At 74.1% G+C, this 19314-nt stretch carries 18 protein-coding genes and 2 pseudogenes; 14 read left to right on the top strand and 6 right to left on the bottom strand.

Annotated elements, in window-relative coordinates; genetic code table 11:
• Positions 1-29 precede the first annotated feature (29 nt).
• The 3 genes from ACWC21_RS13380 to ACWC21_RS13370 all read right to left on the bottom strand — a co-directional run bounded on the left by ACWC21_RS13380 (position 30) and on the right by ACWC21_RS13370 (position 3554).
• A complete protein-coding gene (locus ACWC21_RS13380; RefSeq protein ID WP_450881177.1) occupies positions 30-2051 on the bottom strand; it encodes an ATP-binding protein in 2022 nt (673 codons plus the stop codon).
• Complete coding sequence (locus ACWC21_RS13375; RefSeq protein ID WP_450881175.1) at positions 2048-2731, bottom strand: DUF4255 domain-containing protein; 684 nt, start codon at positions 2729-2731, stop codon at positions 2048-2050. Before ACWC21_RS13375 ends, ACWC21_RS13380 begins: the two co-directional genes overlap by 4 nt.
• 154 nt (positions 2732-2885) lie before the next feature.
• Positions 2886-3554: a helix-turn-helix transcriptional regulator gene (locus ACWC21_RS13370; RefSeq protein ID WP_450881173.1), complete on the bottom strand. Its 669-nt coding sequence runs from the start codon at positions 3552-3554 to the stop codon at positions 2886-2888.
• A gap of 154 nt (positions 3555-3708) precedes the next feature.
• Here ACWC21_RS13370 and ACWC21_RS13365 point away from each other — a divergent pair, with 154 nt between their 5' ends.
• The 12 genes from ACWC21_RS13365 to ACWC21_RS13310 all read left to right on the top strand — a co-directional run bounded on the left by ACWC21_RS13365 (position 3709) and on the right by ACWC21_RS13310 (position 13803).
• A complete protein-coding gene (locus ACWC21_RS13365) occupies positions 3709-3837 on the top strand; it encodes a hypothetical protein (RefSeq protein ID WP_450881171.1) in 129 nt (42 codons plus the stop codon).
• Positions 3818-6592: a LuxR C-terminal-related transcriptional regulator gene (locus ACWC21_RS13360; protein ID WP_450881169.1), complete on the top strand. Its 2775-nt coding sequence runs from the start codon at positions 3818-3820 to the stop codon at positions 6590-6592. The genes ACWC21_RS13365 and ACWC21_RS13360 overlap by 20 nt, the downstream gene beginning before the upstream one ends.
• Positions 6593-6695: 103 nt before the next feature.
• Entirely contained in the window at positions 6696-7256 is a 561-nt protein-coding gene (locus ACWC21_RS13355) for an RNA polymerase sigma factor (RefSeq protein WP_450881167.1), read from the top strand.
• Positions 7253-8077, top strand: a complete 825-nt coding sequence (locus ACWC21_RS13350; RefSeq protein WP_450881165.1) for a zf-HC2 domain-containing protein — start codon at positions 7253-7255, stop codon at positions 8075-8077. The genes ACWC21_RS13355 and ACWC21_RS13350 overlap by 4 nt, the downstream gene beginning before the upstream one ends.
• Before the next feature lie 19 nt (positions 8078-8096).
• Positions 8097-8903, top strand: coding sequence for an ABC transporter ATP-binding protein (locus tag ACWC21_RS13345; protein ID WP_450881163.1), 807 nt, complete (start codon positions 8097-8099; stop codon positions 8901-8903).
• Positions 8900-10288, top strand: coding sequence for a hypothetical protein (locus tag ACWC21_RS13340; protein WP_450881161.1), 1389 nt, complete (start codon positions 8900-8902; stop codon positions 10286-10288). Before ACWC21_RS13345 ends, ACWC21_RS13340 begins: the two co-directional genes overlap by 4 nt.
• The gene (locus ACWC21_RS13335; RefSeq protein WP_450881159.1) at positions 10285-10860 is read left to right on the top strand and encodes a hypothetical protein; all 576 of its coding nucleotides are present in this window, start codon (positions 10285-10287) and stop codon (positions 10858-10860) included. The genes ACWC21_RS13340 and ACWC21_RS13335 overlap by 4 nt, the downstream gene beginning before the upstream one ends.
• Positions 10861-11108: 248 nt before the next feature.
• A complete protein-coding gene (locus ACWC21_RS13330; RefSeq protein WP_450881157.1) occupies positions 11109-11528 on the top strand; it encodes a sortase-dependent protein in 420 nt (139 codons plus the stop codon).
• Positions 11525-12130, top strand: coding sequence for a class F sortase (locus ACWC21_RS13325; RefSeq protein ID WP_450881155.1), 606 nt, complete (start codon positions 11525-11527; stop codon positions 12128-12130). The genes ACWC21_RS13330 and ACWC21_RS13325 overlap by 4 nt, the downstream gene beginning before the upstream one ends.
• 102 nt (positions 12131-12232) lie before the next feature.
• Positions 12233-12724, top strand: a complete 492-nt coding sequence (locus tag ACWC21_RS13320) for an RNA polymerase sigma factor (protein WP_450881153.1) — start codon at positions 12233-12235, stop codon at positions 12722-12724.
• Positions 12708-13229 carry a hypothetical protein gene (locus ACWC21_RS13315; protein ID WP_450881151.1) on the top strand — a complete coding sequence of 174 codons (522 nt, stop codon included), beginning with the start codon at positions 12708-12710 and terminating at the stop codon, positions 13227-13229. The genes ACWC21_RS13320 and ACWC21_RS13315 overlap by 17 nt, the downstream gene beginning before the upstream one ends.
• 49 nt (positions 13230-13278) lie before the next feature.
• Positions 13279-13803 (top strand): hypothetical protein, encoded by a 525-nt coding sequence (locus tag ACWC21_RS13310; RefSeq protein WP_450881149.1) that lies wholly within the window; start codon positions 13279-13281, stop codon positions 13801-13803.
• On the opposite strand, the gene ACWC21_RS13305 is transcribed toward ACWC21_RS13310, so the two are convergent.
• Positions 13748-14980, bottom strand: coding sequence for a serine hydrolase domain-containing protein (locus tag ACWC21_RS13305; protein WP_450881147.1), 1233 nt, complete (start codon positions 14978-14980; stop codon positions 13748-13750). The two genes, ACWC21_RS13310 and ACWC21_RS13305, sit on opposite strands and share 56 nt — an antisense overlap.
• A 251-nt stretch (positions 14981-15231) precedes the next feature.
• Between ACWC21_RS13305 and ACWC21_RS13300 the strand changes: the two genes are divergently transcribed.
• Positions 15232-16941 (top strand): sigma-70 family RNA polymerase sigma factor, encoded by a 1710-nt coding sequence (locus ACWC21_RS13300; RefSeq protein ID WP_450881145.1) that lies wholly within the window; start codon positions 15232-15234, stop codon positions 16939-16941.
• A 16-nt stretch (positions 16942-16957) separates the two neighbouring features.
• Here the strand turns inward: ACWC21_RS13300 and ACWC21_RS13295 are convergent, their stop codons facing one another.
• Positions 16958-17644: a glycerophosphodiester phosphodiesterase gene (locus ACWC21_RS13295; RefSeq protein WP_450881143.1), complete on the bottom strand. Its 687-nt coding sequence runs from the start codon at positions 17642-17644 to the stop codon at positions 16958-16960.
• A gap of 19 nt (positions 17645-17663) precedes the next feature.
• Positions 17664-18865 (bottom strand): annotated as a pseudogene (locus ACWC21_RS13290) (adenosine deaminase).
• A gap of 19 nt (positions 18866-18884) precedes the next feature.
• Here ACWC21_RS13290 and ACWC21_RS13285 point away from each other — a divergent pair.
• Positions 18885-19314: pseudogene (locus tag ACWC21_RS13285) on the top strand (hypothetical protein); the annotation flags it as partial.

Genomic DNA, 19314 nt, shown 5'->3' with positions numbered 1-19314 from the left:
GTTCCGGGCCGGCGTCGTCCGGCGGGCCGCTACCAGGTGCCCTCGCCGGGCAGCAGCCGTCCCGCCTTGCGGTACTCGCGGCGGGCGCCCTCCAGGAGGTCGGCGGTGCCGACGAGGCCGTCACGGCCGGCCGCGAGGTAGGCGGCGGTCACCACGGCGCTGCGGATGGAACCGCCGGCCAGCTCGAAGTCGGCGGCCACCGCGCCGAGTCCGATGTCGTCGGCGCTCGGCACGTGGGACAGGCTGTGCCGCCACAGGGCCAGGCGCTGCCCGGCGTCGGGGAAGGGGAAGTCGACCACCAGGTCGAGTCGCCGGGTGAACGCCTCGTCGATGTTGGCGCGCAGGTTGGTGGTGAGCAGGGCGATGCCGTCGAAGGACTCCAGGCGCTGCAGCAGGTAGGCGCTCTCCATGTTGGCGTACCGGTCGTGCGAGTCCTTCACCTCGGAGCGCTTGCCGAACACCGCGTCGGCCTCGTCGAACAGGAGCACGGCGTCGGTGCGGTCGGCCTCGGTGAAGATGCGCTCGAGGTTCTTCTCGGTCTCGCCGACGTACTTGTCGACCACGGACGACAACTGGACCACGTAGAGGTCCAGGCCCAGTTCGGCCGCGACCACTTCCGCGGAGAGCGTCTTGCCGGTGCCGGACTCGCCCGCGAACAGCCCGAGCACGCCCCGGCCTCGGCCGCCGCCCGCGCTGAGCCGCCAGTCGCCGAGGACCCGGTCCCTGTGCCGGGCGCGCAGGGCGAGTTCCCGCAGCTGGGTCAGCGGGCGGTCGGGCAGGACGAGGTCGGACCAGTCGACGGCGGGACGGATCCGGCGGGCGTGCCGTTCGAGGCCGGAGGCGGACTGCTGGCGGGCGGCCAGGCGCAGGTGGGCGGGGGAGAGCGGGGCACCGTCGAAACCGGCGAGGCCCTGGGCGGCGCGGGCCGCGCGGGCGATGCCCTCCTCGGACAGGTGGTACGGGGCGACCACGGCCGCGAGGTCGAAGCCGGGCTCTTCACCGAGCGCCGCGGACCAGGCCCGCACCGCCCCCGCCGGCCGCCGGGGCACCTCCAGGACGAGAGGGTCGTGGTCGCACCAGTGGGGGTCGTAGGGCCGGGGCCCGGCGACCAGGACGGTGACGTCCGGCGCCGCCGCCAACTCCCGTACCAGCGGGTCGGGTTGGTCCGGCAGCCCGGTCACGACGACCGCGCACCCGGCCAGCCGGGCCTCCCGCAGCAGCTCGGGCACCCGCTCCGTGGGGCCCGAGAACCGCAGGGCGGGGACGTCCGCCGAGCGCAGCGCGGCGGCAGCACACGCGAGCCCGTCGCCCTCGCGTCCCTCGCGGAGGTAGGCGGTGAGCGGGGCACCGCCGACGAGCCGGGCGGCCAGCCGGCGCACGACGAGGATGAAGTCCCCCTCGCCTTCCGCGTCTTCGGCGTGCGGCGCCGGAGCGGCGGGCATCGGGTGCAGCTGTCCGGCCAGCGCGGCGTCGGGGGTGTCGTCACCGAGCAGATGCGCCACGACCCGGTCCGGTACCCGCAACGAGCGCCCGAGGAAGGGGCGTTCGGGCTCCTCCACCATGAGCAGCCCGAGCGCGGGCAACGGTGCCGTCGGATGCAGCCGGGCCCGGGCGGCCGCCGAGTGGGCGGGGATCCCGCACAGGTCGAGGGTGAGCGCGACGGTGGCCCGCCGCCTGCTGACGTCGTCGTTGAGGTAGCCGTACAGCGGCTCGAAGGTGCGGTCCAGGTCGGGGGCGAGGGCGACGAGCAGGAGAGTGGCGTCGAGTTCGGTCAGGCCGAGCCGGGCGGACAGGGCAGCCAGCCGGTCGTCCGGCGGCCCGGCGGGACCGGGCGGCGGTACGGGCGGCAGCGGTCCCGCCGGCCGCAGCAGATGCCGTACCGCCTCCTCCGACAGGTACAGGCCGCGCAGGGGGTCGGCGGCGGTGGGGTCGTCGGCGGAGCGGTGCTCGACCAGCAGCGCGACCCGCTCGCGGAGCGCGGCGAGCCGGGCGAGGAGCGGGGTGGCCGGGTCGGACGCGGTCACGTCGTGCACCGGGGTCCAGGTGATCACTGCGCGCGGCCCGCCCCACCGCGACGCATCGCCGCCTTCCGGGCGGCCCGGGCCGCCGCCACCTGCCGGGGACGGTGCGCGCGCTCCTCCGCCCCGGCCGGGGTGCCGTCCAGGGCGCGTACCCGGACCGCCGCGCCCTCGGTGACCGGCGGACCGGCGTCGTACTCGGGGTAGGCCGGGAAGGGAGCGGTGACCACCAGGTCCAGGGACGGCTTCAGTTCACCGCCGAGCGCGGACCAGATCTCCGCCAGGGACCGCGACTCGGTCTGGATGCCGGCCACCGACAACGGCACCGTCATGCCCAACGCACCCAGCGCGCCCGGCAGTTCGGACGGTGGGAGCAGCTCGCGCGGGATCAGGGTGGCCAGCACCGCGGACAGCAGCCGGTGTTCGTCCTGGGGCTGCTTGGTCCACGCCGTCACCAGGTAGGACAGCCGGAACCAGCGCGGCGGCTGGCGGCGCTTGACGACCACCTCGCGCTCGTCGCGGACCGCGATGTGCCCGCGCTGGCGGCGGCCCACGTCCTCCCGGATGTCGTACAGATAGGCGTTGATCGTGGGCGCGTTGCGGCGGGCGGCCCAGTCGCGGGTGGGGGCGTCGAAGACGACGTCGATACCGGAACCGGCCAGCGCGCCACCTTCGAGCAGGGTCTTGAGGACCTCGTCCACCTCGTGGATCACCGTCGTGCTCCCGCCCTGCCGTGCCCGGCCTCGCCCGTCCGCCTGCCGCCGTGACCGATCCTGCCCTCAGGGACGGCTGTCCCCGCAGGCACGCCGGGGACGGCCGCGGGGCAGACCGGAGGGCCCAAGGGGCCACTACCGCATGCCCGTTCGGTCAGATGTAGCCTTCCCGCAGGGCATGCGCCACGGCGTGCGCCCGGTTGCGCAGATGCAGCCGGGTGGTCAGCCCGTGCATCACGTTCTTGACGGTCCGTTCGGAGTAGGAGAGCTTGCTGGCGATCTCTCCGGTGTCGAAACCCTCGGCGACCAGCCGCAGTACGTCCACCTCGCGCGGGGTCAGTCCCGAGGCGGGCGCGCCCGAGCGCCCGGCCGCGCTGCGGTGCAGTGTTCCCACCTGGTTGATCAGCCGGCCGAGCAGGTCGGCGGGCAGGTCGCCGTCGCCGCGGGCCGCCGCGAGGACGGCCTGCACCAGACGGGTCGCGGTGGCCTCGTGGCGCCACACGATGGCGCCCACCCCGCACTCGATCACGTCGAGGAGCTCGGCCTCCCGCAGCGATCTGACCACGAGCACCGCCCGCGCCCCCTCACTGCGCACCAGCCGGCGCAGCCGGGCCAGCGCGGACTCGTCGAGCACGTCGTCGACGAGCAGTGCCACCGTGCCGGGCCCCGATTCGCTCTCCTCCCGGAGTTCGACCTCCGGGTACCGGCGCAACTGGCTCAGCACCCCCTCGCGCAGGATCGGGTCCGGAGCATGCACCGCCACCGGTATCCGGTCGGCCGGGCCGGCCTTACCGGGGCGTGTGGTCCGCGATGAGCTGAGCAACCGTCTCCCCCAAGTCCACGTGCCGGCCACCTCTGCGGGACCGGTGACGGGCGTTCGCTCCTCACCCTCACGGGGCCGCGGGGACCCGCGCAATCGTGGAGCACCACGAGCGGCACCACGAGATCGGCCGTACGACGACCACGACAGGTGTGACGTGCGCGACCTCCGCGAGGTGCGCGACCTCCGCGAGGTCCACGACCGCTGCGACGTCCACGACGACCACGACGTCTACGACGGTGACCCGTCCGAGCAAGGAGGCAGGGATGTCCCGAACACAGGGTGATCCGCCGCGCGAACACCGCGAGGCCGCCGCGCTGCTCAACGCCGGGGTCGCACGCGCCCGGGCCGGCGCGGGCGGCCTGGTACTGCTGCGCGGGGCCACCGGCACCGGCCGGACCACCGCCCTCGAGGCTGCCGCCGAGTACGCCGCCGACCAGGGCATGCGGGTGCTGCGGGCCCGCTGCTCACCCGGCGACGCCACCGTGCCGTTCGCGACCGTGCTGCAACTCATCGGCCCCGTCCAGTGGTTCGGGCAGCCCGAGGGCAGCGGCAGCGAACGCGAGCAGGGCCTGCTGCTGTGGCGGGTGCTGCGCGGTCACGCCGTCGAGTCCCCGCTGCTGATCGCCGTGGACGACGTCCACCTCGCCGACGCCCCCTCCTACCGCTGGCTGGTGGAGTCCGCCCGGCACGTGGACCGGTTACGGCTGCCGGTCCTGCTGGCGGTCACCGAACGCAGTCAGTACGACGTCGACCCGTCCGGCCCTGGCTTCACCCACACCCTGTCGCCCGCCCTGGTCCACACCCACACCCTCGCGCCGCTCACCGAGGAAGCGGCCGCCGCACTGGTGCGCGCCCGGTTCCCGGCCGCCACCCAGGAGTGGACCGACAGCTGTGTGCGGGCCGGCACGGGCGTCCCGATGCTGCTGCGCGCCCTCCTCGACGACCTCGGCGGCCCGGACCGGCACCCGGACGTGCCGGAGACGTCCGCGGCGCTGTACTCCGGCGCGTACCAGGCGGCCGTGTCCTGGTGGCTGGACAGCGCCGGCGCCGGCACGGCCGAGGTCGCGCGGGCGCTCGCCGTCCTGGACGAGGGCTGGGACGCGGCAGCCGGTACCGGCCCCGGCTGCCCCACCGAGGGCCTCGGCGGGCTGCTCGCCGAGCTGGCGGGCGCGGACCCGGCCCGGGTGCCGGGCTGGCTCACCGCGATGACCGGCCTGGGCGTGCTGCGCCCCGACCCGGACGGCCGCCCCCGGTACGCCCACGCCCTGCTGCGGGACGCGGTGCTCACCGGTGTGCCCGCGGCCCGGCGGCGCGCGGCGCACCGGCAGGCCGCCGAGACGATGCTGCACCGCGGCGCCCCCACCGACCTGGTCGCCCGGCAACTGCTGCGCTCCGGCCCGGTGGGCGACCCGTGGGCGCCGGGCGTGCTCCAGGAGGCCGCCGCCCACGCCCTGCGCGACGGCCGCGCCGACGACGCCGTCGCCTTCCTGCGCCGGGCCCTCGACGAACCCCTGACCGACGAGCGCCGGCAGCGGCTGCTGACCGGGCTGGGCTCCCTGGAGTGCGCCGGCCCGGGCCCCGCGGCCGGGATCTCCCGGCTCACCGAGGCCGTCCGGCTGCCCGGCACACCGCAGGACCGGATGCGGGCGGCCGTCGCCCTCGGCACCGCGCTGGCCGGACGCGGCAAGCCCCATGTCGCCGTGGAGGTGCTGCGCTCGGTGGACGGCCAGTTCACCGACCGCCCCGAGCTGGCGGGCCTCGTGCACAGCGCGTCCGCCGTACTGTCCGACCAGGACCAGACCGTACGCCGCGATGTGTACCAGCGGCTGAGCGACACCGCCGAGCAGGCGCCCGAGCAGGTCGGCCCGGCCGCCAGGGCCCTGCTGGTACGGCGCGCGGCGACCGCCGGACTCGCCTCGGCGGACGACGCGATGCAGCAGGTGCGCACCCTGCTCGCCGAGCCCGCCGACCCGCTGACGGAGCCGTTCCTGCTGGGCACCGCCGCAGCGGTCGCCCAGTGGGCCGACGAACTCGACGAGGCGGACCGGCTCGTCGACCGCGGCCTGGCCGGCCAGCGACCCGACCTGCTGCACCCGATGCACGAGGCGTTGCTCAACGTACGGGCCGACATCGCGGCGGCCCGCGGCGAGTACGGGTGGCTGCCCGCCGAGCCGCCCGTGACCGCGGACGCCGGACCCGCCAACGCACACGCCCACACCCTCATCGCGCTCGTGGAACTGGGCCGCACCGACGAGGCCCGGCGGCTCGCGGACGGCTTCGACCTGCGGGCGGCGCCCGACTCGTGGGAGCTGAACCGGTTCCTGTACGCGCGGGGCGTGCAACGCGCCGCCGCCGGCGACCCGGCGGGAGCCCTGCACGACTTCCTGGAGTGCGGCCGCCGCCAGTCGGCCCGCGAGGTGGTCAGCCCGGTCGTCACCCCGTGGCGCTCGGCCGCCGCCGAGTGCCGGCTCGCCCTCGGCAGCCCCCGGGAGGCGCTGGCGCTCGCCGAGGAGGAACTGCGCCTGGCGCGGGTGTGGGGCACGCCCCGGACGGTGGGCCGCGCCCTGCGGGTGCTCGGCACGGTCACCGGCGGCCGGCGCGGTCTGCGGCTGGCCGACGAGGCGGTACGGCTGCTGCGCGAGGCCCGTTCCGGTACGGAGCCGGAACTGGTCGCCGCGCTCGTCGCGCGAGGCCGGCAGCTGACCGCCGTCGGGGACCGCGCCCGGGCCCGGGAGGGACTGCGGGAGGCGGCCGAACGCGCCGAACGCCTGGGCGTACCTCGACTGCACACGCTCGCCGAGGAAGCCCTGCGCGAGAGCGGCGCCCGCCGTACCGGCACCGCCCGCACCGGATCCGCCTCCCTCACCGGCAGCGAGCGCCGTATCGCCCAACTCGCCGCCGACGGCCGTACCAACACCGAGATAGCAGCCCTGCTGCACCTGGCCCGGCGCACCGTGGAGACCCACCTCACCAACGCGTACAAGAAGCTGGGGATCCGGCGACGGGGGGAACTGCGCGGGGCGCTCGCCGGCGACTAGACGGGTGAGCCCGCAGGCCTGGTCAGCGGTCGCGGGGCCCGGCAAGGTGACGGGGATCACACCAGGTCCAAAACCCGCCGCTTCCCTCCGGCGTCTAGCGGGTGTGAGACGAGCGAGGAAAGCACTGCACGAGGCGGACGAGGAACACCTCGTCCGCCTCGTCGCCCGGGGCGACCGTACGGCCTTCGACGAGCTGTACCGGCGCACCGCGCCGTGGTTGGCGGTGCGTCTGCGGCGGCGCTGCGCCGACGAGCAGATCGTCGCCGAGGTCATGCAGGAGACGTACCTGGCGGTGTGGCGGGCGGCGGGCGCGTTCGCCGGGGCGGCAGTCGGAGGGAGCGCTCTCGGCTGGCTGTGGACGATCGCGGCACGCCGTCTCGTCGACGCCTTCCGGCGAAGAGCCCACCACGCCCAGCCGCCACCCGCAGCGGCCGCGCATCCCGTGGCGCCCGCTGCCGAGGAGGAGGCTCTCGCGGCGACCGTCGACGGCGATGTCGGGGACGCGCTTCGCCGCCTGGCACCGGAACTCAGGCAGGTACTGCAGGCCATGGTGCTCGACGGGCTGTCCGTCCGGGAGACGTCGGTCCTGCTCGGTGTGCCCGAGGGCACGGTCAAGACCCGTGCCCGCCGGGCACGGACGGAGATGCGGAGGGCCCTGGCATGAGCGTGGCACATGCGGCGGAGCGACTCATCCACGCCTACGCGCGCGGTGACGGCGGCCTCGCCGACGACGAGGTGTGGGCTCTGGAGGCCCATCTGGAGGTGTGCCGCACCTGCCGGGACCGGCTGTCGGCCGCCGTGCCCGCCGTAACGGCACTGGTGGCCGACGTCTGGTCCGACCTCGCGCCCCGACTGGCCGCCACGGCCCCGATGCCCCGGCGCCGACGCTGGTCGGCACCGCTGGGCAGGTGGCTGACGCCCGCGATGGCACCGTGGCTGGCCATGATCACGAGCATGACCCTGCTGGCACTGCTGCTCGACCTCGCCGACGCCCGCACGGGACCCGGGTACGCCCCCCACCACGTGTCGCTGGTGCTGCTGCTCGCCCCCATCCTGCCCGTGCTCGGTGTCGCGGCGTCGTGGTCGCGCGGTCTTGACCCGGCGTACGAGCTGACGGCCTCGGTGCCCAGGGCCGGACTCCCTCTGGTACTGAGGCGAACCGCCGCCGTGCTCATGCTCGTCGTACCCACCCTGTTCGCCGGCGGATGGGCGACGGGGGTGGCGGTCGCGCAATGGCTGCTGCCCTGCCTGGCCTTCACCTCGATGACCCTGGCCCTCGGCGGTGTCATCGGTGTGACCCGCGCCGCCGTCGTGCTGGCCGCGGCCTGGGGTGCCGTGGTCCTGGCGCCCACCCTGGCCACCAGCCGCACGACGTTCGCCCTGCGGACGAGCGGTCTGCCCGTGTGGGCGCTGATCCTCGCGCTCGGCATCGGTGTCGTGATCACCCGCAGAGGTGCGTACTCCGTACTCGGAACCCATCGATGACCATGGAAAGGAAGTACTGATGCCCTCGGTGAACGCGGCCGACATCGCACCGACGGCCTACTCCTCGGAGATCCGGGCCGTCGGGCTGAAGGTCAGGGCCGGCAGGAGACGGATGGCCGTCGACGGGCTCGACCTGTCGCTGGGCACCGGCGTGCACGGCCTCCTCGGACCCAACGGGGCGGGCAAGACCACCCTCATCCGGGCGCTGGCCACCGTGCTGCGTCCCGCCGGAGGCACCCTGGAACTGCTCGGCGAGTCCGTCGGCGGCCTCGGCGAGCACCGTGCACTGCGCCGCCGGATCGGCTACCTGCCGCAGGAGTTCGGCTACTACAAGCGCTTCACGGTGCGCGAATTCGTCGAGTACATGGCCTGGCTGAAGGAGGTTCCGAAGACGGACATCCCCGGGGCGGTGCAGCGCGCCGTGGAGCGGGTGGGCCTGGCGGACCGCGCCGACGAGAAGATGAAGACCCTGTCGGGCGGCATGGTGCGTCGAGTCGGGATCGCCCAGGCCATCGTCAACGACCCGGTGATCCTTCTCCTCGACGAACCGACGGTCGGCCTGGACCCGGCGCAGCGACTGCTCTTCCGCCAACTGCTGCAGGAGCTGGGCAGGGACACCTGCGTGGTCGTCTCGACCCACCTGGTGGAGGACGTGGCCGCCGCCTGCACCGACGTGGTGCTCGTCGACGAGGGGCGACTGGTCTTCAAGGGGCCCCCGGACGCGCTGGCCGCGGCAGGCGGACCCGAACACGTGGGTGACAGTCCTTTGGAGCGTGGTTACTCGGCGTTGCTCCAGGGTCCCGGCAGGCGAGGAGGATCCTGGTGAGCTCGCGCATCCTGCGTGTCGAACTGAAGCGCTCCATCGCCCCCTGGGCCGGAGCCGCGGTCCTCGCGACGGCCCTGGCCTTCATGTTCCTGGTGACCGGCGAGAACAAGCTGACCACCACCGGGTGGACGGGTCAGTGGACTTCCATGGCCCTGCAGACCCGTGAACCGCTCTTCTTCCTGTGGCCACTGGCTGCGGGACTCGGGGCACTCCAGGGCCTGCGCGACCACCGCTCGAGGGCGTCGGAGCTGCTCACCAGCACGCCGCGGCCCACGTTCCACCGCGCTGCCGTGCTGACGGCTGCGATGACGATCACCTTGGCCTCGGCCTTCGCGGCCCTCGTTCTCGTCGGCGGGGTGCAAGTCCTCGCCAACACCGGCTATACACACCTCGGATGGCTGCCGATCTCGCTGGTGGGGGCACTGACCGTTGTCTCCGGGGCCGTACTGGGCATGGGGGTGGGGCGCACCCTGCCCTTCATACTCACCCCTCCGACGGTGGCCGTGAGCTTGCTGGTGTTCACGGCGTTCGCGCAGGCGTCCTTGATGAAGGTGGACGCGAAGACGGGGATCTCGACCTCGGAGCCGAACCTGTTCTCGCTGCTGTCGCCGGCGGCGCAGGAAGCCCGCGACGTGCTCCTCACGCTCTCCGCGTCCGTGCACGTCGGCCAGACGATCTGGCTGCTCGGCATGGCCGCCACCGGTTTCGCACTGCTCGCCGCGGCCGGGCCGCGCAGCCGTCTCATGGCGCCGGCGCCGGCCCTGGCGGGCGCGGTGATCGCCTTGCTCGTCCTCCCTTCCGACCCACGTCAGGTGTACGTCGTCGACGCTGCCGCGGCCCGGCCGGTGTGCGACGGCCCGGTGTGCGTGACCACCACGCACCGGGCATGGCTGAAGGACGTCGCGGGACCTGCGAGGGACGCACTCCGTGCGATGCGCGCCGCCCTGGGTGACCAGGCGCCGCTCTCGCTGCACGAGGACACCACGACGGGGCCGGACAGGCCGCGCGCGCACCGGTCCCGCGAGACCGCTCTCTTCGACTTCGACGACAGCGCCGTCGCCGCTGCCCGAGGAGAAGAACTCACCAGGGCTCTCATCGCCAACGCCCTGGTACCGAAGTGTTCCGCGTACGCCGACACGATCAGCAGCAGTGACGTCAAGGCGCAGAGCATCGCCGTGAGCTGGGTGCTCGGCGAACCCCGGCCGCACAGTGGCGACATGGTCTACCTGTCCAGCGTCCAACGGGAGGGGGTCCGTGAGGTGTACGAGAAACTCGTGCGACTCCCACGCGCGGAACAGCGTGCACGGATCACCACGATGTACCTGGGCGCGGTCGCGTGCAAGGGCGATCCGTTCGCCGCGCTGGGCGGCGGTGCGTCACGATGAGATGGCTGACGTTGTACGCACGCTCACGTCAGGTACCCGCGTCGCTCGCGGCGGTGGTGATCATCACAGCGCTCGGCCGGGCATGGGCCCGGGACGGGGGTGAAGGGCCCGGCGATCCGCGGCTGTCCCTGGTCGTTCTCGGTGGGGGCGCGATGGTGATGTCCATCGGACTGAGCGGGCAGGACCTCATGCTGGACCGGACGGCCGCGATCCGGTGGCTGCCCCGCAGAGCTGCGCACGTTCTGCTCGCCGGAGCGTTCGTCGGCACCGCGCTGACGGCGGCTCAGGCAGCGGGCGAGGACCTTCTTCCGCTCGCTCTCGTGGTCCGGGACTGCACGGGCCTGATGGGGTTGGCCGCGCTGGGCGCCGTCCTCCTGGGGGGCCGGTACGCATGGTCCTTGCCGTTCGCCTGGGTGGCGTTCACCTTCCTCGCCCCACCCGCCACCGGTGTGCCGATGCGAGTGGCCACCTGGATGCTCCTGCCACCGGACGCGACCGCCGGAACCTGCACGGCACTCGTCCTCTCACTCCTCGGCACGACGGCCTACGCCGTCGCCGGACCGAAGCGGTAGACGGTCGCCACGACGGCCGCGAGGGAGTCCACCGAGACGTCCTGCGGGGCGCGCGCCGACTCGCCCTCTCCCGCCACACCGGTACGCCAACTCGTCGGCGCGCGGGCGCCGGTGGCCGCGAGTGACCCCCGCCGGACGGCTTTGCCATCTCTTTGCAACCCGCCCCGGGGCTCCCTCGTCTCTCCGCTCGATCCGTGACACGGCCCGCCCGCTCACCGGGCGGGCCGACCGACGAAAGAGAGCGATTCATGCGCCGAACTGTCATCAGTGCCGCGGCACTCGCCTGCGTGGCCGTGCTGGCGAGCACGGTGCCCGCGTTCGCCGACAGCGGGCACTCGTCACCCGGGGCGACGGCCACCGTCGTACCCTCGGCCAGGGCGAGCACGGTTCCGACCCCCAGGGCGTCGTCCACCACCGCATCCCCGGGCAGGCCGGCCGAGTCCGCCGAGCCGACCCTTGCGCCCAGCCCCGTGCCGAGCGTCGCGCCCGGCAAGCGGCGGGGTCAGGTGGGCACCGTGCCGTTGGGCGCCCCCGACACCGGGGTTGCTCCCGAGTCGCACGGCTCGGGCTCGGACGGCATGCTGATCGGCGGGGGCGCCGCCGGCGCCTTCGCCCTGGGTGGCGCCGCGTTCGTCGTCGTACGCCGCCGACGGGCGACCGGGGCATGAGCCCGTTCTCCAGGCGCGCGTTCGTCGCCGCGGCGACCACCTCGCTGCTGGCGGGCTGCGGACCCGAGGCTCACCGGGCCGCGACCGTGTCCGGTACCGGCCCGTCCGCGCCCGCGCGGCACTCCGCGAACGGCGTGCGCGCACTGGCCCGTTCGGTCCCGGTGCGGCTGCGGATACCGGCCATCGGGGTCGACACCCCGCTGCTGCGGCTGGGGCTCGCCCCCGACGGCACCGTGCAGGTCCCCCCCATCACGGCCCACGACCAGGCCGGCTGGTACCGGCTCTCGCCGACACCCGGCCAGACCGGGCCGTCGGTGATCCTCGGTCATGTGACGGTCGGGGCCTACGGGGACGGCGTCTTCCGGCACCTCGACCGGCTGCGCCGGGGGGACCGGATCGTGGCGCGCCTGGAGAACGGCACCTCGGCCCGGTTCGACGTCACCGGCGTACGGACCGTCGCCAAGGCCCACTTCCCGACCGGGGAGGTGTACGGGAACGTGGATCGGCCGGAGTTGCGGCTCATCACGTGCGGCGGCCCGCGCACCGGAAACGGATACCTCGACAACGTCATCGTCTTCGCCGCGCTGAGCGCGAGCCGCTGACCCCGCCCGGCCGGACACCACCCCTGATCCTGGGCCGACGGAACGCACACCGGCGGCCCGGGGTCTTCCCCCGACGAGTGCCCAACCCCCCCATGGAGAGCGTTGAAACGGTCCCGTGAGAAGGCAGCAGCCGAGCTGTTCGCCGCCCTCTACCCCCGCCTGGCCGGCTGGTGCCGCCGTCTGGTCGACGACGACGGGACCGCCCACGAGATCGCGTCGGAGGCGTTCACCCGGCTCTGGGCCCGCTGGACGTCCGTGGCGGAGCCCAGGGGTTTCCTCTACGTCACCGCGGCCAACCTCGTCAGGGACCACTGGCGCAAGCTCGAGCGTGAGCGCAGGGCAGTGCGCCGCGCCGGGGTCGAAGCGGCCGTCCGCCCGTCGGCCGAGCAGGCCGACCCGTCGGTCCGGCTGCTCGTGCAGACGCTGCCGGAAAGACTGCGTACGTCGATCCTGCTGCACTACTACGCTGACATGCCGATCCGGGAGGTGGCCGTGCTGACCGGGCGCAAGGAAGGAACCGTCAAGGCCGACCTGCACGCGGCCCGCGAACTGCTGCGCGCCCACCTGAGGAGAAGTCTTGATCACACACTCTGACGACGGTCCGGACTTCGACCCCGACGACCCCCTCGCCGTCATCATGCGGCCCGCCTCCGGGTATCTCGCTCCGCCCCCCGGCCGGTTCGAGGAGATCCGCAGGGGTGCGGCACGCCGCAGGCTGCTCCGCACGGTCGCCGGGGTCGGGGCCTCGTGCGCGGTCGCCGCGGTCCTGGCGCTGCCGCTGCTGCGGCCGGCCGGCGAACCGCCCGCCTCCCCGGTGTCCCCGCTGGGGCCGGCAACCACGAGCAGCCCGTCGGCCGTACCGTCCCGGCCGGCATCGTCCGTACCGTCCCCGCCGGCATCGTCCGTACCGTCCCCGTCGACATCGTCCGGCCGCGGCCGGACCACCGCTCCCGACACCCGCCCCACACCGCGTCCCTCCGGAGCCGGCCGGACCGGCGGTCGCGGCACGGCCGAGAAGGCCCTCACGGCCGTGCCCACCAGGCCGGGGTCGGTGGCGCCGGACCCGCCCGCGAGTGAACCCTCGGTGCGGAGGAGGTGACCGGCCCCCCGGTTTTGAACACGTTCAACTCCAGGCGTACGCTCCAGCCATGAGCGACAGAGCCGCCCAACTCAAGGGCATCCGCGTCTGGCTGGCCTGCTTCGTCGTGTGTCTCGTGCTCAGCGGGGCCACCGCCTTCCCGCTCGTCCACGAACTGCGCTGGACGGAGGGCCTGCTGCGGTGGCTGTCCGTGCCGGAGCACCTGCCGGGGCTCACGGACTGGATCTCGCGCGTGCGGCAGGGCGTGGACACCGCCGACGCCCGGTACCCCTTCCTGCTGTACGGCACGGACTGGCTGGCCTTCGCTCACCTGGTCATCGCGGTCGCCTTCTACGGGCCGTACCGCGACCCCGTCCGCAACATCTGGGTCGTCGAGTTCGGGATGATCGCCTGCGCCGGAATCATCCCGCTCGCCCTTGTCTGCGGGCCGATCCGGGGAATCCCCTTCTGGTGGTCGGTGATCGACATGTCGTTCGGGGTGTTCGGGGCCGTCCCGCTGTACGTCGTGCGGCAGAAGATCAAGCGCCTGGGGGCGTACGGTCCGTCGAACCCGGCTCCGGCTGCCGCTGCTTGAGCGCCGCCAGGGCGATCCGCTGGGCCACCGGGTTCATCTCCTCGCCCTTGGCGTCCGTCGAGCCGACCGAGTAGACGAGGGTGCGGCTGAGGTTCCGGGTCGCGGCGATCACGGTGTTGTAGCCGTACCGGCCGCCGGACTTCATCCAGTACACCTGCCCCTCGTACACGAAGCGCTGCAGCCCGGCACTGTAGGTCGCCCCCTTGATGCCGGCCGGGACGGTGAACATCTCCCGCAGCTGCGGCCCGGGCACGATCCGGCCGCCGAACAGCGCGTGGACCAGCCGCTCCAGGTCGGCGGTCGTGGAGATCATGTCGCCGGCCGCCCACCGGTCCGCCTGGTTCCACTCCGTCACGTCGACGAACTCCGTCGTCCCGCCGGCCTTCGTCACCTTCTGGTAGCCGTGGTTGTGCGGTCCGCGGATCCGCGGACCGGTCCCCGGGAAGTACGTGTCACGCATACCGGCCGGGCGCAGCACCAGACGGGTGGCCTCGGAGGCGTACGAGCGTCCGGTCACCTTCTCGATCAGCATGCCCAGGATGGTGTAGTTGATGTTGAGGTAGTCCTGCTTCTCACCCGGACGGAACTCCGGCCCCTTCGCCACCGCGGAGGCCACGACCCGGGCCGGGGTGAGGGTGTCGAAGCGGTGCGCGTACTGGTCCTCGAAGGAGTCGCCCCAGCCGTCGCCGGCCTGGATGCCGCTGGTGTGGTTCAGCAACTGCCGTACGGTGACCGGCTCGCGGAACCCGGGCCCGAGCAGACCGGGAAGGTAGTGCTCGATCGACGCGTCCAGGTCGACGCGGCCCTCGGCGGCGAGCCTGAGCACGGCCGCCGCCGTCACCACCTTCGTGGTCGACCCCGCCCGGAAGCGGGCGTCGGGGTCCGCCGCCCGTCCGCTCACCAGGTCGTGCACCCCCGCGCTGCCCCGCCAGGTGCCGTCGGTGCCGCCGACCCTGACCAGTGCGGCGGTCGCGTCCGCGTCGGGCAGGCCCGCGATCGCGGCGCGCAGCGCGTCGGCGTCCACGGTGGACGCGGGGTGTGCGGTGGCCGGTGCGGACGCGGCGGTCGCGGACGCGGCGGTTGCAGAAGCGGCCAAGGCGGGCACGGCCAGCGGGCCCGCCGCGAGGGTCAGGACGAGGGCGGCGGTGAGTGCGGTGGTGCGGCTGCGTGTGCGCATCGAGTGCTCCTGGGAAGGCCGGGCGAGAACTTCGCGATCATCCTCGCGCCGTGCCACCGCCCCCGGAATCGTCACCGAGGAGGGCACCGACCCCGACCTGTTCCCCCACCAACTGCCTTTCCTCGTCGAGAGGTTGTAAGGGGCGTCCCCTAGGGAGCGAGAAAACCGTTGTCCGGAGCCCTGCACGCCGTCTCCGCAGATGTGATCCCCGGCATTGCCAACCCCCCGGGCCCGGCTGAGAAGGTGCGCCCATGACCGCGCACGCCGACGACGAAGCCGGGCGGCAGTGGCGCTCGACCATCGCCGCGGCACAGGAGGGCGACCGGCGGGCGATGGACGAGCTGGTCGAGGGCTGGCTGCCGCTGGTGTACAACGTCGTCGGCCGGGCGCTGAACGGCCACGCCGACGTCGACGACGTCGTCCAGGAGACCATGCTGCGGGCCGTCGGCAACCTCGGCACCCTGCGGGACCCGGACAGCTTCCGGTCCTGGCTGATGGCCATCGCCATGCACCGGATACGGGACCGGGCACGCCGCAGGCCGGTGCTGCGGCTGGAGGAGAACGTGCCCGAGGACGCCGCCGACTTCGCCGGACTCACCGTGCTGAAGCTGCAACTGGAGGGGCAGCGGCGCGAGGTCGCCGAGGCGGTGCGCTGGCTGGACGCGGAGGACCGGCAACTGCTGTCGCTGTGGTGGCTGGAGGTCGCCGGTGAGCTGACACGGCGTGAGCTGGCGGCGGCCGTCGGCGTCAGCCGGCAGCACGCCGCCGTGCGCGTACAGCGGATGAAGGAACGGCTGGAGACCTCGCGCGGCATCGTGCGCGCACTGGACGGGGCGTGCCCCGAACTGCGGGACCTGACCGCCCGCTGGGACGGGCGGCCCGACTCGGTGTGGCGCAAACGGCTGGCCAGGCACATCAGGGGCTGCGGCTACTGCGGCGACACCCGCGAGCCGGTCGTACCGGCCGAGCGGCTGCTGGTGGGCATCGCCCTGGTGCCGGTCCCGGCGGGCTTCGCGCTGTCGCTGGCCCTCGGCGGCAAGACGGCGGTGGCCGCCACCACGGCCACCACGGCGGGCTGGTCCGCCAAGGTGCTGGGCGTGCTGACCAAGCCGGCCGTGGCGGTGACGGCGGGCGCGACGATCGTCGCGAGCGGCGCGTACGTCGCCGTGCGGGCCCCCGACGAGCCGCCCGCGCACACCGCACCGGCCCCCACCGCGGCGACCGGCACCGCTCCGCGGACACCGCCCGGCACCACCCGCCCGCCGTCCGCGGCCCCACCGGCCTCGCCGACATCGCCGGCCCCGCCCGCATCGTCCCCCTCGGCGAAGAAGGAGCCGTACGGCACGGTCGTCGACGCCGTCGACCGGGCACCGGACCCGGCCACCCCGCCCGGGGCGCTGCCGCACCGCCCCGAGTCCGGCATCACCAGCAGCGGCGGCGCGCACGCCACCATGAACCACCGGGGGGACAGTGTGACGCTCAGCGGACAGGGCTACGTCCTGGTCCGCTGGCAGATCTCGCCGCAGTACCGGGCCGGCAGCCTGGTCATACCGTCCTGGACCGCGCTGAAGGGCAAGCTGTTCCACGTGGCCTCGGGCGGTGGCCGCCGCATGGACGATCCCGTCAGCGGCACGGACGCCTCCGTCACCGGTATGGGCAGCCCGGCCACCGGCTACGACGCGCTGCCGTCCGGCACCCAGCAGATGTGGCAGAACGAGTACTTCTACGTCGACGGCAGCGTCACCCTGACCGTGAACGAGCGGGGCGCCGACTACGGCCTGAACGTCTTCCCGACCACCTGGGACGCGGTGGAGAAGGACGTGACGACCGGCCCCGCCCAGGGCGTCGAGCGTTACGGCCTGGTCCGCGACACCGGCAGGGACGACACCCCGGTCCCGCAGTACGCCACCCGCGCCACCCCGGCCGATCCGGCGACCGTGCGCCAGCGCTCACGGGTGTAGCGGTCCCGCGCCGCCGTCATCCCGTCGCACGCAGGGCGCACAGCAGGTCGATGCGGTTCGTCGTGATCGAGTCGACGCCGAGGTCCAGGAGGCGGCGCAGGGAGCGGCGGGTGTCGGGAGTCCACACGGACAGCAGCAGTCCGTCGCGGTGGACTCGGGCCGCGACGGCGCGGTCGACCAGCCCGAAGCGGTAGTTCAGCCAGCGCGGGCGCACCGCGTCGAGCAACCCGGCCCGGGGCGGCGCGAGCGTCGTCCAGGTCAGGGCGATCTCGGCGGACGGATCGGCGGCCCGCACCGCTAGCATCATCTCGGCGCCCGCGCAGTAGTAGACGCGGTCCTGCGCCCCGCAGTCGCGGACGACGCCGACGATCCCGCGCACCGCCCGGGCATCGGCCCGCCCGGGCAGGTCGACCATCACCCGGGCGCCGTCCGTCGCGGTCAGCGCGTCCACCAGCGTCGGCACCCCGCCCGCGGTCAGTCCGCGCACCTCGTCGGCCGACAACGAGCGCAGCGGCCGGTCGTGCTGCCACAACCGCTTCAGCGTCTCGTCGTGCAGCAGCACGGGAACGCCGTCACGGGTGAGCCGCACGTCGATCTCCACGGAGTCCGCGCCCTGTTCGAGCGCGGACCGCAGGGAGTCGACGGTGTTCTCGCGGAAGCGGTAGGGGTCGCCGCGGTGGGCCACGGCGGTCACGGTCTGCATGCGCCCATTGTGGCGGCCCTCAGGAGGCCGTCCACGCGGCGGTGTAGGTGTCGATCTCCTGGACGATCCGGGCCTTGCCCGCGGCGTCCAGGAAGGATGCCTCGACGGCGTTCTTCGCGAGTCCCGCGAGGCCGTGCTCGTCCAGGTCGAGGAGACGGGCGGCCACCGCGTACTCGTTGTTGAGGTCGGTGCCGAACATGGGCGGGTCGTCGGAGTTGACGGTGACCAGGACGCCGGCCTCCACGAACCGCCGGATCGGGTGCTCGTCGAGGGTGCGGACCGCTCGGGTGGCTATGTTCGAGGTGGGGCAGACCTCCAGCGGGATGCGGTGCTCGGCGAGGTGGGCGAGCAGCTTCGGGTCCTGCGCGGAACTGGTGCCGTGCCCGATGCGCTCGGCGCCCAGCTCGGTCAGGGCGTCCCACACCGTCTGCGGGCCGGTGGTCTCGCCCGCGTGCGGCACCGAGCGCAGGCCGGCGGCGATGGCCCGGTCGAAGTACGGCTTGAACTGGGGCCGGGGCACGCCGATCTCCGGGCCGCCGAGCCCGAAGGAGACCAGCCCCTCCGGACGCAGCCGGTCGTCGGTGGCCAGCCGTGCCGTCTCCTCCGCCGACTCCAGGCCGGCCTCGCCGGGAATGTCGAAGCACCAGCGCAGCACGGTCCCGAACTCGGCCTCGGCCGCCTTGCGCGCGTCCTCGATGGCGTCCATGAAGGCGGCCTCGTCGATGCCGCGCCGGGTCGAGGAGAACGGGGTGATGGTCAGTTCGGCGTACCGCACCTGCTGCCGGGCCAGGTCGCGGGCCACCTCGTACGTCAGCAGCCGGACGTCCTCCGGGGTCCGGATCAGGTCGACGACCGACAGGTACACGTCGATGAAGTGCGCGAAGTCGGTGAAGCTGAAGTAGTCGGCCAGGGCCTCGGGGGCGGTGGGGACCTTGGAGTCGGGGTGGCGTGCGGCCAGTTCGGAGACGATGCGGGGGGAGGCGGAGCCGACGTGGTGGACGTGCAGTTCGGCCTTGGGCAGGCCGGCGATGAAGGTCCGCAGATCGCGGTCGGCGGTGCCGGCGGCCGGTACGGCGGTCTGGTCGGTCAAGGTTCCTCCCCGGAACGGCGCCCACGGACCGTGGTCCGGGCGCGGGTGATCGGCTGATCGGTGACTCGGGGATCATCGTAGGCCGGGCCGCGTGTGGGGTGTGGCCCGGCCGTAGCATGGCGGGACGCCAGGGGAAGGGGACCGCGCACCATGTCCGACGAGGAGCCGAGGCCGGAGTCCGTCCGGGGGCGGGGCGCGGACGGCACCGAACGGGATCCGTGGGCGCCGCCCGCCGATCGCCTGCCCGCGGATCACGCACCCGGTCACCCGGGGCCCCGGGTCACCCTGGACAAGCCGGGCCCCCCGGCCGGGCTCGCGCCCCCTCCCGGACCCGCGCCCGCTTCCGGGACCTCGCCGGGCGGGGCTCCGCCCGCCTACCCCTGGGCCGCGCCCGCACCGGCCGAAGCCCCTCGGGCCGACCCCGGCCCCTGGGCGCCGCCGGTCTTCCACCCGGGCCCGCACGGCACCCCCGCACCGCCACCGGCCTGGGCCGCGCCCGCACCGGCCGAAGCCCCTCGGGCCGACCCCGGCCCCTGGGCGCCGCCGGTCTTCCACCCGGGCCCGCACGGCACCCCCGCAC

Source organism: Streptomyces sp. NPDC001348, from assembly GCF_053597535.1.
This window is presented reverse-complemented; position numbering and strand designations above follow the sequence as displayed.

Coding starts and splice junctions, on each gene's coding strand:
- ACWC21_RS13360 (WP_450881169.1), top strand. CDS start 3,818: ATGTCCCGAACACAGGGTGATCCGCCGCGCGAACACCGCGAGGCCGCC.
- ACWC21_RS13350 (WP_450881165.1), top strand. CDS start 7,253: ATGAGCGTGGCACATGCGGCGGAGCGACTCATCCACGCCTACGCGCGC.
- ACWC21_RS13345 (WP_450881163.1), top strand. CDS start 8,097: ATGCCCTCGGTGAACGCGGCCGACATCGCACCGACGGCCTACTCCTCG.
- ACWC21_RS13335 (WP_450881159.1), top strand. CDS start 10,285: ATGAGATGGCTGACGTTGTACGCACGCTCACGTCAGGTACCCGCGTCG.
- ACWC21_RS13330 (WP_450881157.1), top strand. CDS start 11,109: ATGCGCCGAACTGTCATCAGTGCCGCGGCACTCGCCTGCGTGGCCGTG.
- ACWC21_RS13325 (WP_450881155.1), top strand. CDS start 11,525: ATGAGCCCGTTCTCCAGGCGCGCGTTCGTCGCCGCGGCGACCACCTCG.
- ACWC21_RS13310 (WP_450881149.1), top strand. CDS start 13,279: ATGAGCGACAGAGCCGCCCAACTCAAGGGCATCCGCGTCTGGCTGGCC.
- ACWC21_RS13305 (WP_450881147.1), bottom strand. CDS start 14,980: ATGCGCACACGCAGCCGCACCACCGCACTCACCGCCGCCCTCGTCCTG.
- ACWC21_RS13300 (WP_450881145.1), top strand. CDS start 15,232: ATGACCGCGCACGCCGACGACGAAGCCGGGCGGCAGTGGCGCTCGACC.
- ACWC21_RS13295 (WP_450881143.1), bottom strand. CDS start 17,644: ATGCAGACCGTGACCGCCGTGGCCCACCGCGGCGACCCCTACCGCTTC.